This window comes from Oceanipulchritudo coccoides (assembly GCF_010500615.1).
GTDB lineage: Bacteria > Verrucomicrobiota > Verrucomicrobiia > Opitutales > Oceanipulchritudinaceae > Oceanipulchritudo > Oceanipulchritudo coccoides.
Window position 1 is genome coordinate 1,387,569 of the sequence record NZ_JAAGNX010000001.1, and the last position, 14,685, is coordinate 1,402,253.

Annotated in this window: 12 protein-coding genes; 9 read left to right on the forward strand and 3 right to left on the reverse strand. The window is 53.6% G+C overall.

Annotated features, from left to right (window positions below):
• The first annotated feature begins 2 nt into the window (after positions 1 to 2).
• Positions 3 to 1,226 carry a signal peptidase I gene (gene lepB / locus G0Q06_RS14670; protein ID WP_163963175.1) on the forward strand — a complete coding sequence of 408 codons (1,224 nt, stop codon included), beginning with the start codon at positions 3 to 5 and terminating at the stop codon, positions 1,224 to 1,226.
• 9 nt (positions 1,227 to 1,235) lie between these two features.
• Here the strand turns inward: lepB and tkt are convergent, their stop codons facing one another.
• Entirely contained in the window at positions 1,236 to 3,242 is a 2,007-nt protein-coding gene (gene tkt / locus G0Q06_RS05335) for a transketolase (protein ID WP_275106703.1), read from the reverse strand.
• 141 nt (positions 3,243 to 3,383) lie between these two features.
• Between tkt and G0Q06_RS05340 the strand changes: the two genes are divergently transcribed.
• Positions 3,384 to 4,529: a DNA polymerase Y family protein gene (locus tag G0Q06_RS05340; protein ID WP_163963179.1), complete on the forward strand. Its 1,146-nt coding sequence runs from the start codon at positions 3,384 to 3,386 to the stop codon at positions 4,527 to 4,529.
• On the opposite strand, the gene tdh is transcribed toward G0Q06_RS05340, so the two are convergent.
• Complete coding sequence (gene tdh, locus G0Q06_RS05345) at positions 4,526 to 5,551, reverse strand: L-threonine 3-dehydrogenase (RefSeq protein ID WP_163963344.1); 1,026 nt, start codon at positions 5,549 to 5,551, stop codon at positions 4,526 to 4,528. The genes G0Q06_RS05340 and tdh overlap by 4 nt on opposite strands.
• A 105-nt stretch (positions 5,552 to 5,656) precedes the next feature.
• Between tdh and kbl the strand changes: the two genes are divergently transcribed.
• Positions 5,657 to 6,856: a glycine C-acetyltransferase gene (kbl, locus tag G0Q06_RS05350; RefSeq protein WP_163963181.1), complete on the forward strand. Its 1,200-nt coding sequence runs from the start codon at positions 5,657 to 5,659 to the stop codon at positions 6,854 to 6,856.
• On the opposite strand, the gene G0Q06_RS05355 is transcribed toward kbl, so the two are convergent.
• On the reverse strand, positions 6,840 to 8,153 hold the full coding sequence (locus G0Q06_RS05355) for a 3-deoxy-D-manno-octulosonic acid transferase (protein WP_163963183.1): 1,314 nt from the start codon (positions 8,151 to 8,153) through the stop codon (positions 6,840 to 6,842). The two genes, kbl and G0Q06_RS05355, sit on opposite strands and share 17 nt — an antisense overlap.
• Positions 8,154 to 8,248: 95 nt before the next feature.
• Here G0Q06_RS05355 and trpA point away from each other — a divergent pair, with 95 nt between their 5' ends.
• From trpA to G0Q06_RS05385, 6 genes are all read left to right on the forward strand, one after another.
• Positions 8,249 to 9,052, forward strand: a complete 804-nt coding sequence (gene trpA / locus G0Q06_RS05360; protein WP_163963185.1) for a tryptophan synthase subunit alpha — start codon at positions 8,249 to 8,251, stop codon at positions 9,050 to 9,052.
• 85 nt (positions 9,053 to 9,137) lie between these two features.
• Complete coding sequence (gene ykgO / locus G0Q06_RS05365) at positions 9,138 to 9,263, forward strand: type B 50S ribosomal protein L36 (RefSeq protein ID WP_163963186.1); 126 nt, start codon at positions 9,138 to 9,140, stop codon at positions 9,261 to 9,263.
• Positions 9,264 to 9,285: 22 nt separating this feature from the next.
• Positions 9,286 to 9,531, forward strand: a complete 246-nt coding sequence (locus tag G0Q06_RS05370) for a type B 50S ribosomal protein L31 (protein WP_163963188.1) — start codon at positions 9,286 to 9,288, stop codon at positions 9,529 to 9,531.
• 199 nt (positions 9,532 to 9,730) lie between these two features.
• Positions 9,731 to 10,273, forward strand: a complete 543-nt coding sequence (locus tag G0Q06_RS05375) for a carbohydrate binding domain-containing protein (protein WP_163963190.1) — start codon at positions 9,731 to 9,733, stop codon at positions 10,271 to 10,273.
• 33 nt (positions 10,274 to 10,306) lie between these two features.
• The gene (locus G0Q06_RS05380) at positions 10,307 to 13,618 is read left to right on the forward strand and encodes a carbohydrate binding domain-containing protein (protein ID WP_163963192.1); all 3,312 of its coding nucleotides are present in this window, start codon (positions 10,307 to 10,309) and stop codon (positions 13,616 to 13,618) included.
• Positions 13,619 to 13,707: 89 nt separating this feature from the next.
• Entirely contained in the window at positions 13,708 to 14,664 is a 957-nt protein-coding gene (locus G0Q06_RS05385; protein ID WP_163963194.1) for a hypothetical protein, read from the forward strand.
• The last annotated feature ends 21 nt before the right edge of the window (positions 14,665 to 14,685 follow it).

Genomic DNA, 14,685 nt, shown 5'->3' on the forward strand with positions numbered 1-14,685 from the left:
TAGTGAAATTTTTTGCAGACAAGAAGGTCAAGGCGGCACGCAAACAGGCGACAGAGTGCTACCATATGGCTAAAAAGATCTACGACTATCGGCACGATATTTTGCCGGAAGCAGATCGGGACGCCCTGAAAAATGTAGTGGATCGTCTCTACAAGTTACTCAAGGACAAGCGCACACCAGTTGAAGGCCTGGAGATTGTCCAGAATGAAGCGGAGCCCATCATGAAACGGACCGGTGGACATTTCTACCCGAAGAGTTTCATCGCGGAGAATTCCGAAATGATATTGTTCGCGGCCATACTGGCTATCGGGATCCGGTCTTTTTTCCTGCAACCCTTCAAGATTCCGACCAATTCAATGTACCCGACCTACAACGGGATGACTGCGAGGGTCTACCAGGCCGACACGGGGCCCAATCCTGTCCTCCGCGTCTTCCGCTTTGTCACACTTGGGGCAGCGAACAAGTCCGTCACTGCGCCTGATTCAGGAGAATTGTCCTTTGGCGTGGAAAGATCGGTTGTCCCGGGCAGGAAGTGGTTTGTGCTACCGACAAAAAAGCTGCGCTACACCTTTTACGTGGGGGAATCCCCGGTCGCCTTGGACTTGCCCTTGGAATTTGATATCCGCCAAGTCATTGAGCCCTTGATGGAAGGTTCCGAGGGAAACATGGGACGCCTCTCAAATGGGACGCGCGTATTGAAAACGGGAATACAAATCAACAAGGGCGAGACCGCTTTTTCCTTCGATTTATTGACCGGCGACCAACTGTTCGTGGATCGTTTCAGCTACCATTTCAAGCGCCCTAGTGTGGGTGATCCCATTGTCTTCCGTACCGACAACTTGGAACACATCGACCGCGATAACCGGGGGAAGTACTACATCAAGCGCGCGGTTGCCGGCCCCAATGACGTTCTCGAAATTGATCCGCCCGGACTGGTGCTCAACGGCCAGCCGGCGACAGGGGCAAAGGCTTTTGAGGCAAACCGTAATCAGGAAGCTCCTTACTCGGGATATGTCTACGGGATGCGTTCACAGAACTATCCGTTACCCCAGGCAGATGGGCGAACGCCTATCAAGATCCCGGACGGACATTATTTTGCCATGGGCGATAACTCGCCCAACAGCGCTGACAGCCGCATGTGGGGATTTGTCCCACAGACGGAAATTGTCGGGAAGGCGATGTTTATCTATTATCCCTTCAGCCACCGCTGGGGACCAGCGGAGTAGGGTAGCGGCTCAGAGAAGGCTTTGAGCGGCTGCGACGACGCTGGCCGGCTCCATTCCGAGCTCCTTCATGACCAAATCACCCGGGGCACTGAGGCCGAAGCGGTCGATGCTGACAACCTTGCCGTCGAGTCCCGTGTATTTGTACCAAAGTCCACCGACACCGGCTTCTATTGCCACACGCGCCTTGCAGGCACTGGGAATGACCTCCTCCTTATATGCATTATCCTGCCGGTCGAAGACTTCCAAGGAAGGCATGCTCACGACACGAACACCATCACCCAATTGTTCAGCGGCGACCAAGGCGTGTTGCAGCTCGCTCCCTGTGGCGAGGATAACGGCTTTCAATTCGCCGGATTCCTTCCTGGCAACGTAGCCGCCCTTGAGAGTGCCCAGACGGCGGGCCTCTACCGGAATGTCATTCTGGTTGGGGAGATTCTGTCGCGAAAGAACCAGACAGGTCGGTCCATCTTTGCGGGCAACTGCCATGGCAAAAGCGGCCGCGGTTTCCTCCGGATCACCCGGGCGAATCACGTCGACATTAGGAATCAGGCGCAGGGCGCTGGTTGTTTCGACGGGCTGGTGAGTGGGTCCATCCTCGCCGACGCCGACCGAGTCGTGCGTAAAGACATGGAACACCGGCAAGTTGGCGAGTCCGGCAAGGCGGATACTCGCGCGCATGTAATCGGAAAAGACAAGGAAGGTGGCCCCGGAGGTAATGAAAATCCCGTCGTAGGCGATTCCGTTACAAACGGCTCCCATGGCGTGCTCCCGGATGCCGTACCAGGTGTTGCGTCCGCTGAAGTTGTCGCGGCTCAAATCCCCAAGGCCTTCCAGGTAGTTTTTATTGGATCCAAACAAGTCGGCTGAGCCGGTTGTCATCAGCGGCAATCCTGCAGCCAGTGGCTGGAGGACCTTGCCGCCCGCTGCACGGGTCGCCAGCTTGGCATCAGCGGGGAAAGCAGGAATCATTTCTAGGCATTCCTCGGCGGTCGGACGCTTACCGGCCTCCGCGGATTCAAGGAGTGCGGCCAGCTCGCTGTTGGCGCTCTTCCATGCTTTGTAAGTCTTTTCCCATTCGGTGAAGGAGGAAATTTTTTCCGCCTTCTTTTCAGCGAAATAGGCCTTCACGTCCTCACTGACATAAAAGGTTTCGGCCGGTAGCCCGAGCTTTGCCCGTGCGGATTCGGCAAACTTGGCCCCACCTTCGCCGTGCGCCTTGCTCGTTCCTGCCACTTCCTCAATACCGCGGCCGATTTCGGTCTTGGCGATAATCAGCTTGGGTTTGCCGTTGTCGGCTGCCTTGGCCTCTGCAACAGCCTTGGCAACGGCGGCGAAGTCATGTCCATCAATGGTGACCACGTCAAATCCCATCGCCTCGTACCGCTTACCCGTGTCCTCACTCTGGGTTACCTCGGCCATCGCATCAAGCGTCACGTCATTGCTGTCCAGAATGACAATCAAATTATCCAATCCAAGGTGGCCGGCCAGGGAACTGGCTTCCATCGCCACACCCTCCTGGAAACAGCCGTCCCCCGCGAGGCAGACAACATGGTTATCGATGATCTGGTGCTCGGCGGTATTGAATTTCTCAGCACACATCTTCTGCGAGATGGCTATTCCCACGGCATTTCCCACACCTTGGCCAAGCGGTCCGGTCGTACTTTCAACGCCATCAGTCTCACCGAATTCCGGGTGGCCCGGAGTCTTCGAATGGAGCTGACGGAACTTCCTGATCTCATCCATGGACAGGTCGTATCCCGAAAGGTGCAGCCATCCGTACAGGAACATGCTGCCGTGTCCGGCCGAAAGGACAAAGCGGTCGCGGTTGATCCAGCGTGGCTTGTCGGGATTAAAGGAGAGGGATTCACTGAACAGGCTGGCGCCGATTTCCGCACATCCGAGCGGAAGGCCAAGGTGGCCGATTCCGGCCGTGTGGATCGCATCAATGGCCAGGCCCCGTGCCTGCGCCGCCGATTTCTTCAAGATTTCTGTGTCCATGGTTTGGTTGTCTTTCAGTATTTTATATAAGAAGAGCACAAACTAGGGCGGGATGGCGCTTTGATGCCAACTCTTTTTCAGCTTTACTGTCCAAAAATCTCTTAACTCGTTAAATCGATCTTGCGACAGAAGGAGTAGTGTACAAATATTCACCTATACATGTCCTCTATTGCCCATTTTGATGCGGACGCGTTTTTTGCCTCGGTTGAACAGGCGGCTGATCGCCGCCTGCGTCGGCGTCCTGTTGCGGTCGGGGGCGGCTCGCGTGGCGTAGTCTGTTCAGCCAGTTATGAGGCCCGCGCCTTTGGCATTCACAGTGCAATGCCCACCCGGAGGGCCCTCCAGCTCTGTCCGGAGCTGACCCTCATCCGCGGGCAATTCGAGCTCTACGAGCGCTTCAGCGGGCAACTCTTTGATCTGTGTGAGGATTTCACGCCGCATGTTGAGCAGACTTCCATTGATGAGGGCTACGTGGATTTCCGGGGCAGGGCAGGGGGTCCCGAGGTCGCGATTGGAATCCTCCGGGCGTTTGATCGTGAGGTGTCTGAATGGCTCAAGATTACCGTTTCCTGCGGATTTTCCTCGCAGAAGCGGATTGCCCAAATTGCCGGAAAGGCGAACAAGCCGCACGGTTTTACCATTGTACCAGAGGGTAGCGAGGCTGCTTTCCTCGAGCCGTTGGGACTTTACCATCTGCCGGGCCTCGGGCCGGTCACCACGCGCCGGCTCGGACAAATCGGCCTGCGCTCAATCGGGGACCTGGTCCGTGTCGGGCCGGATATTCTGTATCCTATTCTCGGCAAGCAGGCTGAGCCGCTGCTGGAGCTGGCGCGGGGACAGGACAGCCAACCAGTGACTACCGAAGCCCCACAACCTAAATCCTATGGAGAACAGGAAACCTTTGACCGCGAGACAGGGGACGAAGATCAGGTCGAACGGGACATCAAGGGCTTGCTGGAGAACCAGCTCCGGCGTCTTCGGGCGGCCCGGCAAACCGCGCGGACCCTCGGCATTGGTTTGCGCTACAGCGATCGGGAATATGCACAGGCCTCACACAGCTTCCCGGAGCCGAGCAATCTCGATCCGGTCTTTCTTCCGCGGGTGAGGGTGCTCATGAAGCGCGCCTGGCAGCGGCGGGTTCAGGTCAATCAAATCCGCGTGCAACTCAGTAACCTGTATCCCGCTTGGATCCAGAATGACCTGTTTGACGAGACGCAGCTGCGCGCGCGGCGTATTTGCGAAGTGGGGGACGACCTCAACTCCCGTTTTGGCAAGGGCAGCCTGATGCGCGCAAGCCAGCTTTAATTCCACTCGAGGATGATTTTTCCGCTTTGCCCGCTCTCCATCAGATCAAAGGCTTCCCGCCAGGATTCTGCGGGAAAGCGGTGCGTTATGATTGGTTGGATATCCAGTCCGCCACGAAGAAGGACGCTCATCTTGTACCATGTCTCATACATCTTCCGGCCGTAAATACCCTTGAGGGTCAGTCCCTTGAAAATGATCCGGGTCCAGTCGACCTGGGCATCCGAAGGAAGAATTCCCAACAGGGCGATCCGTCCGCCACTGAACATGACTTCAATCATCTGGGACAAAGCCTGCGGGTTGCCGCTCATTTCAAGCCCCACATCAAAGCCCTCCTTCATGCCAAGGAACTTCTCTGTTTCGAGTAGTGAATCTTTCGATACATCGAGGGCTACGGTTGCCCCCATTTTACGGGCCAGTTCCAACCGGTAGGGATTGACGTCGGTGACAACCACGCTGCGGGCCCCGGCATGCCGGCAGATAGCCGCCGCCATGCAACCAATCGGGCCGGCACCGGTGATCAGAACATCTTCCCCGAGGACATCGAAATGCGTTGCGGTATGGACTGCGTTGCCAAGCGGATCAAAACAGGAGACGACATCCAGCGGGAGTGGCGGATTAACCCGCCAGACATTCGTCTTCGGCAGGCAGAGAAAATCGGCAAAGGCTCCCTGGCGGTTTACACCGACACCCTTGGTGTGTGGACAGAGATGCATCCGGCCCCCGAGACAGTTGCGGCATTCCCCGCAGACCAGATGCCCTTCACCGGAAACAATCTCCCCGGGATTCAGGCCTTTCACATGTTCACCCGTCTCAACGATTTCCCCGACAAATTCATGCCCGATGACCAATGGGGGCTCAATAGTCTGCGAAGCCCACTTATCCCACAGGTCGATGTGTACGTCGGTTCCGCAAATGGAGGTCCTCAGAATGCGTATGAGAACCTCGTCAGGTCCCGGAACCGGTGCTTCAACCTCCTTCATCGCAAGACCGGGCCCTGCCTTTTCCTTCATGATGGCTCGCATACGACTATCCTGCACGGCCTTTTCTAGATTGGCAAGAGTGAGAATGACTCTGCCCAATTCAAATTCCTGTTGTCGAACCAGCCAATTCCGGCTAGCGTCCTTTTCATGTATTCAAAGGGATTTCGTGAAGAGTTGAAGCAAACACTTGAATCAATCGAAAGTGAAGGGCTTTACAAGGATGAGCTAGTCATCGTCGGATCACAATCGGCGCAGGTCCGGCTGGCCGACGGGCGGACTGTCCTGAATTTCTGTGCCAACAATTACCTCGGGCTGGCTGACCACCCGGATATCATGGCCGCCGCCAAAAAGGGCATGGACGAGCATGGCTTTGGAATGGCCAGCGTGCGCTTCATCTGTGGAACCCTCGACTTGCACAAGGAGCTCGAGGCCGAGCTCAGCACATTCCTCGGCATGGAAGACACAATCCTCTATGCTGCCTGTTTTGATGCCAACAGCGGGGTTTTTGAGGCATTGCTTGGTACGGATGATGCCATCATCAGTGACCAGCTCAACCACGCCAGCCTCATCGACGGCATCCGCCTCTGCAAAGCGGCCCGATACCGTTACCAACACAACGATATGGCTGACCTGGAGAAGCAGCTCAAGGAAGCCGTGGCAAAGGGAGCGCGGCAAAAAGTCATCGTTACTGACGGGGTCTTTTCGATGGACGGAGTGGTCGCTGACCTGAAAGGAATCACGGACCTTGCAGAGCAATATGATGCCCTGGTGCTGGTTGATGACTGCCACGCGACAGGGTTCATGGGAGAGTCGGGGCGAGGCACGCATGAACATCACAATGTGATGGGGAAAGTGGATATTCTCACTGGCACTCTTGGAAAAGCCCTTGGTGGGGGAAGCGGTGGCTATGTCAGCGGCCCGAAGGAGATGATCGATCTCCTCCGCCAACGATCGCGTCCGTATCTATTTTCCAATACATTGGCCCCAGCGGTTGCTGCTGGTTCATTAAAGGTATTGAGGATGCTTGAGCGCTCAACTTATCTTCGGGAACGCTTGATGGAAAACACCCTTTACTATCGGGAAGGGCTCAAGAAGCTGGGCCTCACAGTGAGGGGCACCGAGCACCCAATCGTCCCGGTAATGGTGGGAGATGCCGCGCTTTCCCAGAAAATCTCGAAGCGCATGCTCGAGAAGGGAATTTTCATGGTCGGGTTCTTTTATCCGGTTGTTCCAAAAGGTGAGGCTCGTTTGCGCACGCAGATAAGCGCAGCTCATTCCCGAAATGATCTCGACCAGGTACTCGACGCGTGGAAGGAAATTGCAGAGGAATTCAATCTTGTTGATTGAGTAGTTCGAGAAGTGTGGCCGCGGTAAAATCAGCAGCCCCACGGCTGACATCAATAAAGGCGCCAGCTCGTTGTCCCATGGCAAGCCGTTCGTCCGGATTCTCCAGAAACCTTGCCACCTGAGCGGTGAGTTCTTCCACGGATTGAAGGCGGACAATGGCGTTTTCGCGCAGCAACGACCGAGTGACATCGCGGAAGTTATTCATTTGAGGACCGCAGATAATGGCCTTGCCCATTGAGGCGGCTTCAATGGGAGTTTGCCCGCCTGAATTGGGAGGTAGCGATTTCCCGATGAAGACAAGGTCGGCCACGCGGGTAAGCGATTTCAATTCACCGGTGGTATCGGCCACATAGACCTCCGTTCCGGGAGGCGCCTGTTTCCTGTCCGTGCGGTAATGGGTCTGTACCGGCAACGCCTTGAGATCTGCCTCCAGTTCCTTTCGGCGCTCCGCATGACGGGGCACAATCAGCAGGCGCAAATTCGGAAAGCGCTTGCGCAAGTCGATGTAGGATTGCACCAGGGCGGCTTCTTCCCCGGGCCACGTCGATGAGCCGAGAAGCACCTGGATGTCAGTGGATTCATCCGAGAGATTGGCAAATCCCAATTCGGAGAGGAGGCGCTTTCGTTCCTCTGTTGGGAAATCCGGCTCTTGGTCCAAGTCCAGCTTCAGGTTACCCGACCGGAGGATCCTTTCCTCGGGCAACCAGCCCAGCTTCCGGATTCGTTTCAGATCAGTCGTGCTTCCCGCGAGGATTGCACTGAGCTTGCAGAGATACGATCGCATGAATGACCGGACTTTATAATGCCGCCTGAAGGAGCGGTCCGAGAGTCTTGCGTTGATCATAACCACCGGGACTTTCCTCAGGTACGCCTGATGAATGTGTTCCGGCCAAAGTTCGCCTTCCATGAGGACCGCCATGTCGGGTTGGAGAAGTTTCCAGGCCTTCCGGCTGCAGGCCCAGAAATCCAAAGGGAAGGTGCCTCTCCAGACGGTTTCCTCCGAATATTTATCGTTCAGAAGCCGGTATCCCGTGCTCGTTGTGGTCGTGAGGACAATTTCGGTATCCTTTTCAGCCAGCAAATTCCTGAGCAACGGCCCAATCGCCATCAACTCTCCGACACTCACTGCCTGAATCCAGATCCGCCGGATACCCGGCTTCCGTGGGGGAACTCCCTCGAGGATGCCAAAGCGGTTTGCAAAGCCTTTGCGGTAGCCGCCACGACGCCACATGCGGTAGGCGAAGTAGGGCAAGGCAAGGACCAGAGCCGGTATGTACAAAATCCGATACAGTAGCATCGCCTGCCATACTCCCCATTTTTTTTGATTTTGGGCAAGCTTCCGGTTGCCCTCGGGCACTTCTTTTCCCAACTTCCCTCAAACAAGGACACACCATGAACCGCATCCAACACGCATTTGATTCAGCCAAAGCCGAAAACCGGGCCGTTTTTGTCGCCTATGTCTGCGCTGGCGATCCCGACCTCGAATCCTCCCTGGCAGTCTGCTGCACCTTGATTGAGAAGGGTACAGACATTCTCGAGCTGGGAGTGCCGTTTTCCGATCCCTTGGCTGACGGCTTGACCAATCAACTGGCTGCCGAGCGTGCCCTGGCCTCGGGAATGGACCAGCAGAAGGTCTTCGAGCTGATCCGCAGAATCCGTGAATTCTCGGAGGTTCCGATTGTTCTCTACACTTACTACAACCTTGTCTTCTCACAGGGCCTGGAGGCCTACGCGGGGCAGGTCTCTTCTGCCGGGGCAGACGGCGTCCTGACGCTTGACCTGCCGCCTGAGGAAGCTGGCGAATTTGAACAAGTGTGTGATAAAGCCGGTGTTAAGACAGTTTACATCATCGCGCCCACGACCCCTGAAGACCGAATTCGCATGATCTGCCAGCACGTGACCGGATTCCTGTACTACGTCAGCCAGGAAGGGGTCACCGGGGAACGCAGCGAGATTGCAACCAATCTTGCCGAAAAACTCCAGCTCATCCAAAAACACGCCACACAGCCCGTTGTAGTCGGGTTTGGCATTTCCCAGCCGCATCATGTCCGGACCGTGGCAGCCGTCGCCGACGGCGTGGTTGTCGGGAGCGCATTGGTCAATTGTATTGCCCATAATCTGGGTGACCAGGAGGCTATTTTATCCGAATTGGGGAGCAAGATGGAAGCCCTCCGTCCGGGCCTCGTAAAAGAGTAGGGGAGCCTATCCCGATTTTTCCTATAAATCGTTTGACAGCCCCAGTCCAAACACCTTTCTTCCTCTCTTTTAACCAGTTCCGAAAATGAAAGTAGCTTCTTCAATCAAGTCTTTGAAAACCCGTCACCCGGATTGCCAGGTGGTTCGCCGCCGCGGCCGTCTCTACGTGATTTGTAAAACCAACCCGCGCTTCAAGGCGCGTCAGGGCTAATTTCCAGAAAGGGATCATTCCAATGAAGCCAGAAATTCATCCGAAATCTCATCCCGTTTGCTTCCGCGACGTTTCCAGCGGAAAAAACTTCCTCACCCAGTCCACTATGAAGTCGGATCGGAAGGAAACCATCGATGGCATCGAATATGATGTTGTTGTCCGGGATATTACCATGGATTCACACCCGGTCTACACCGGCGAAAAACGCTTTGTCGACTCCGCCGGCCGCGTTGAGAAATTCCAGAACAAGTTCCGCCGCAAGCGCTAGAGCTCGTTTATTTCATTCCACTTTACCAGAAGGCCCTCCCTAACCGGAGGGCTTTTTTTGTCCCCAATACGCCGATTTTCTCAATTTTTAATTAAACCTTTAATTAAGTGCTTGACCTGCTTGCGCGGCCTGAATTAAACGGTTAATCCTGTATTGTTTAATACAGCTATATTCACCGACTTACCCTTGGATTCAACAAATGAAAGTATCGATAAAGATTACCCTAACCATCCTGATTGGCACGCTCGGACTCTCAACGGCGCTGAAAGGCGAAGAGCTCCTGACGAACCCTAGTTTCGAGGATGAAATTTCAAATTATGACAAGCAAGGCTGGGATGCCCGCGGCCCTCAAGCGATAAGCCTGGAACGGGTCAAGGACCCGGTGAAAGAGGGGGATTACGCGCTGCTTGTCGATGGCCGGAGTGGCCCCAAGTGGGAAGGCGTCAAGCAGGCGGTGAAATTGGAGATGGGTAAAACCTACCGGATTTCAGGATCCATTCGCCTTGGGAAGGGTGAAAAAGCCGACAAGGGAGCGGTGCAGTTGATCAAATCCTATGGGCCGGGGAAAACCGAGTTTCAGGACATTTTCCGCAGCAAGCTCAACGCGAGCGAATACACGACCTTCACGGAAACCTTCTCGATAGAGGGAAAGCAACCCGAGGAACTCTTCATTTCCATCCACGGGATGGGCGGCGGAAAATCGTTTATCATCGACGGATTCAGCCTTCAGGAGATCGATTAAATTTAACCTCAAGAACCCCAAGAAATCATAGCCATGAAAACTCGTATACTACTGCCTGCCCTCAGTCTTGTTTTTGCCATCACAATACAAGCTGAGAACTTATTTCTAAATCCTGGTTTTGAGGACGGAAATGTTATCCCCTCTAACAACGTCGATTGGAACCGTCGTGGCGACACGGTCACCTTGACCCGTGTGGCCTCTCCCGTACAGGAAGGTGCATTCGCCCTGTTTGTATCTGACAGGAATGCGGCCCAGCCTTGGAACGGGGTTGTGCATTCACTGGATTTGATTCCCGGGCAAATCTATCGACTTTCTGGTTATGCAAGGCTTGCGAGCGGTGGACCAGAACCATTCAAGGTACAGGTCATAAAAGACGGAATCGGGGCGACTCCAGTCAACTTGATTGAATTCCCTATAGACGGTTCGACCTGGTCATTCTTCGACATCTACTTTTCAATTGATGGACCTTTTGAAACAACCGTGGTTTCATTTTCTGGTCCGACTGGTGGAGTGGCATTCCTGATCGACAATCTCTCTCTGGAGGAAAGTCCGACGCTTCTGGCCAATCCCGGATTCGAATCTGACATTGGATTGGTCGACTGGGTGGAGCGCGGAGGAACCACTCTGACCCAAATCACGAGCCCAGTATCCGAAGGAACCAAGGCATTGGAAGTCACGGGCCGGAACGCTGGCTTTGATGGTGTCAAGCAAGGCCTTTATAATGTTCTTTCCCAAGATAAGCTATACCGTGTGACAGGAGATCTACGCATGTCTGCGGGTGAATCTCCTGATGCCATCAAGGTGCAGTTGATTAAGAATGGGAATGGCGGCGCTCCGGTAACACTCGAAACAGTCAATGTCACGGATGCCGCGTATACACCTTTTTCGGCAAGTTTTTCCTTCGGGTCAGAGGTTACCTCTAATCTTGAATTGACTGTGGGAGGCCTCAGCTCAACCACCGCCAGTTTTATTCTGGATAATTTCTCAATTGCGGAGGAACCCCTGGATTTGCTTGTAAACGCTGATTTCGAGGACGGAACAAGTGGTTGGGCCAAGCGTGGATCTCCCACATTTACAGCAGTGACGAGCCCTGTTTCATCCGGACTTTTTGCGGTTCAACTCACCAATCGCACTGCAGGGTTTCATAGCATTGCGCAAGATATTACAGGCGTCACCTCACCCGGATTAACCTACAGGCTCTCAGGAGATCTTAGGATGAACGCGGGCGAGTCAACGGATTCTGTCAAGATCCAGCTAATCGTCAACGGGAACGGTGGTGCTCCAGTGAATATTGCAACTGTTGGGGCAGGGGATAGTGCATTCACTTCTTTCACGACGACATTTTCTGTTGATGCTTTTTCAACACTGCAATTATCGGTCGGCGCAGTAACAAGTGCCTCATTGGTTGAAGGCGTGGGGGTGCTGAAAGGTTTTACGGTAGATAACTTCTCTCTAGAGCTCGTTTCGACCCTGCTGGTTAATCCTGGCTTTGAATACCCGATTAATAGTCTAGCCGGCACTGGTTGGGATCCCCGTGGCATCACAGGATCTGAATTGATTCTCGTCACGAGCCCAATAACCGAAGGCGATAACGCCTTGCAGGTCATCAGTCGAACGGCCACCTTTCATGGTGTCTTGCAAAACCTCCTTGGTACCCTTCAAGCCGATACCAATTACAGGATCAGTGGGGATGTTCGTCTCGTCGGTTCCTCTTCAGACGCTGTTCAAGTTCAGCTGATAAAGGACATTGGCGCAGGAAACATTTTCCAAACCATTGCTTCAACAACCGCCACCGACACAGGTTGGTCTAGCTTTTCAAACACTTTTTCATTCAGTGACACTGGCCTGACCAAACTCGATCTGTCCATCCACGGACCTGCTGCAGGGGTAGACTTGATTATCGATAATGTAGTGCTTGAGAGAGTGCCTGAACTCGTGAATCCAAGTTTTGAAACGGCCCCGGTTGTAGCCGACGGGATTGGCTGGGAGCAGCGCGGCAGCAGCGTAACCCTTTCACAGGTAAGTTCTCCAACGCCTGATGACGGGAGCTTTGCGATTCTTGTTGCGGGGCGTACACCTGGTGAAGCATTCAATGGCGTAAAGCAGAGTCTTCTTCCCATAACAAAACCCAATACGCTTTATCGGATTTCCGGAAAAGTCCAGATGGGGGCAGGAGAAGCCGATGACCTGATCCGCGTACAATTGATCAAGGACGACGGGAGTGGACAGGTTCTTGATACGCTTTACACGTTCAGTACGGCCACATCAGGTTCATGGCAGGAATTCATTGCCCTATTTTCCTATCCGGAAACTGGTCTGTCTATTCTTGATTTATCGATACATGGTCCAGCCAATGTTTCGGTGCCGGACAGCCCGAATCTGGCTACTTTTCTTGTGGACAATTGTGTCCTTGAGGAAGTCACACCTGCCTTTCCAATAGAAAATCCAAGTTTTGAAGATGTTGTTGTTCCAGCCACTGGGTCCAACCCGGGATGGAGCAACCGTGGAGGAACGGTCACCTTGACCCAAGTTGCTTCCCCAACCCCCACCAATGGGTCAAGCGCCCTGCAGGTTGGTGGTCGCACAGCCACCTTCAATGGTATCAAGTACGCCAACCTTAATTTGGACCCTGGAATGACTTACCAGATTACCGGTGATGTCAGGATGGCCACCGGAGAAAGTGCAGACACCATCGCCATACAGGGCATCGGCACAGAAGAAGACGGCGTATCCTATTTCGGGGCGAACACGCTTGTTTCAGTTTCCGATGCTGAATGGACAAGTTTCTCGAAGGTCTTCACCGTACCCACGAATTTGCACCTGTTTGAAATTTCCATTCACGGTCCCGCAATTGGCGCTGATTTCATCGTCGACAATATTAACCTTTTTGTGGCGAGCACAACCTATGATAGTTTTGCCGGTTTCATAGCTGAAGATCCGCTGTTTCCGTATACTTCTGAAACCGCTATCTTGAATTTCGCCGGTCCTGGCTACGACTTCGATAAAGATGGTTTGTCCAACTTCTTCGAATATGTGTTCGGATATGATCCCCTCGTTGCGGACGCTCCCGGCGGAGTGAATTCCTTCCTGGTGGATAACAGTTTCACTGTGGGGACCAATCGCATCCTCTCTTGGACAATACCTGTTCGTGACGGCATCACTGACCTGTTTGCCGACATTGAACAATCCTCGGATTTGTCCGGTTGGGGTCCTGTTACAGAAATCCCAGTGATTATAGAAGGAGCAGCCAATAACGGAATCATTGAAACGACCGTTGAGGCAACCCTGATTGGGCCACATCCTGACAAGGAATTTTACCGGTTCAATGTTGATCAAGCCCCATGAACCTTGTTTTAGTCAAAACGGTTGCTCAAGCCACCCGTCAAACAATACTATAAACTCTATTTTCAAATATCTATAAACCTCATCCAATCATGAAAAAAAGTGCATTATTAACTCTTCTCTGTCTGCCCATTATTGCCAATGGAGCCACTGTCCTAAATCTGGACATCTACACGATGCAGACCGATACTTCCGACAGTACGCTTGCCGCTTACAATGGTTCTTTCGGTAAAATCATTCCGTTGGACATAACGACTCCCGTTTTGACTGGCGATGAAAGTTACTCCGGACCCAATGTTTACGGAGGACTCACGCGGAACATTTTCAAGGGTGGGGGCGGTGTCTCCAACTCGGGTGGATCCGGTTGGAGGATTCGTGCCAATGCAACCGTTCCTTTCGACGAACTCACTGCCAATACCGGTGCATTGCAGATTAGTGTATTGCATGTTTTTAAGACTGAAATCAGCGGGGAACCGGCACCCGTAAAGTTCACAGCGCTGAACGACTTGATCGATGCGCCTGATATCTTTACCTCAGACATGGCCCGCGTGGAGATTTCAACAATCAGCTTTGTTGTCCGCGATGCGGGAACATGGTACATTTCCGAGTCATCAGAAAATCTGCAAACAGGCGGATTGGCCGGAAATACGCCTTCAGCCTATTCTGCGAATGCTCTTGCTGCGAACTGGTACGAATACGATCCGCTAACCGATGTGGATTCTGCCGTCACCGGGGGCGCTCTTGCTAGCCCTTCTTTTGAAAGTGTTGATTATGTCGGCTTCCTCTTGGAACTCACGACAATTGAGGAGCAATTGGGCTTGAATTATGGGGTAAGGGTTTTCACGGTCAGCGGAGAGCCTACAGAGCCGAGCACTGGCTGGGCTGGATATGCAATTGAGGAAGATGGCTGGGTAGATACCGGAGATTGGCTTGGTTGGATCAATGTCACCAGCGGGGATTTTGTATATGTGAATTCTTCGAAGATGTACATTTACTTGCCCGAGGCTTTAGTCACCGACTCTGGCGCATGGAATTACGCACCTAAATAATACAAGGCTGAGTCTCCTCGC

Excerpts from the sequence above, each read along its gene's own strand:
- ykgO (WP_163963186.1), top strand. The coding sequence starts at position 9,138 with ATGAAAGTAGCTTCTTCAATCAAGTCTTTGAAAACCCGTCACCCGGAT.
- G0Q06_RS05375 (WP_163963190.1), top strand. The coding sequence starts at position 9,731 with ATGAAAGTATCGATAAAGATTACCCTAACCATCCTGATTGGCACGCTC.
- kbl (WP_163963181.1), top strand. The coding sequence starts at position 5,657 with ATGTATTCAAAGGGATTTCGTGAAGAGTTGAAGCAAACACTTGAATCA.
- G0Q06_RS05380 (WP_163963192.1), top strand. The coding sequence starts at position 10,307 with ATGAAAACTCGTATACTACTGCCTGCCCTCAGTCTTGTTTTTGCCATC.
- trpA (WP_163963185.1), top strand. The coding sequence starts at position 8,249 with ATGAACCGCATCCAACACGCATTTGATTCAGCCAAAGCCGAAAACCGG.
- G0Q06_RS05340 (WP_163963179.1), top strand. The coding sequence starts at position 3,384 with ATGTCCTCTATTGCCCATTTTGATGCGGACGCGTTTTTTGCCTCGGTT.
- G0Q06_RS05355 (WP_163963183.1), bottom strand. The coding sequence starts at position 8,153 with ATGCTACTGTATCGGATTTTGTACATACCGGCTCTGGTCCTTGCCTTG.
- tdh (WP_163963344.1), bottom strand. The coding sequence starts at position 5,551 with ATGCGAGCCATCATGAAGGAAAAGGCAGGGCCCGGTCTTGCGATGAAG.
- G0Q06_RS05385 (WP_163963194.1), top strand. The coding sequence starts at position 13,708 with ATGAAAAAAAGTGCATTATTAACTCTTCTCTGTCTGCCCATTATTGCC.
- G0Q06_RS05370 (WP_163963188.1), top strand. The coding sequence starts at position 9,286 with ATGAAGCCAGAAATTCATCCGAAATCTCATCCCGTTTGCTTCCGCGAC.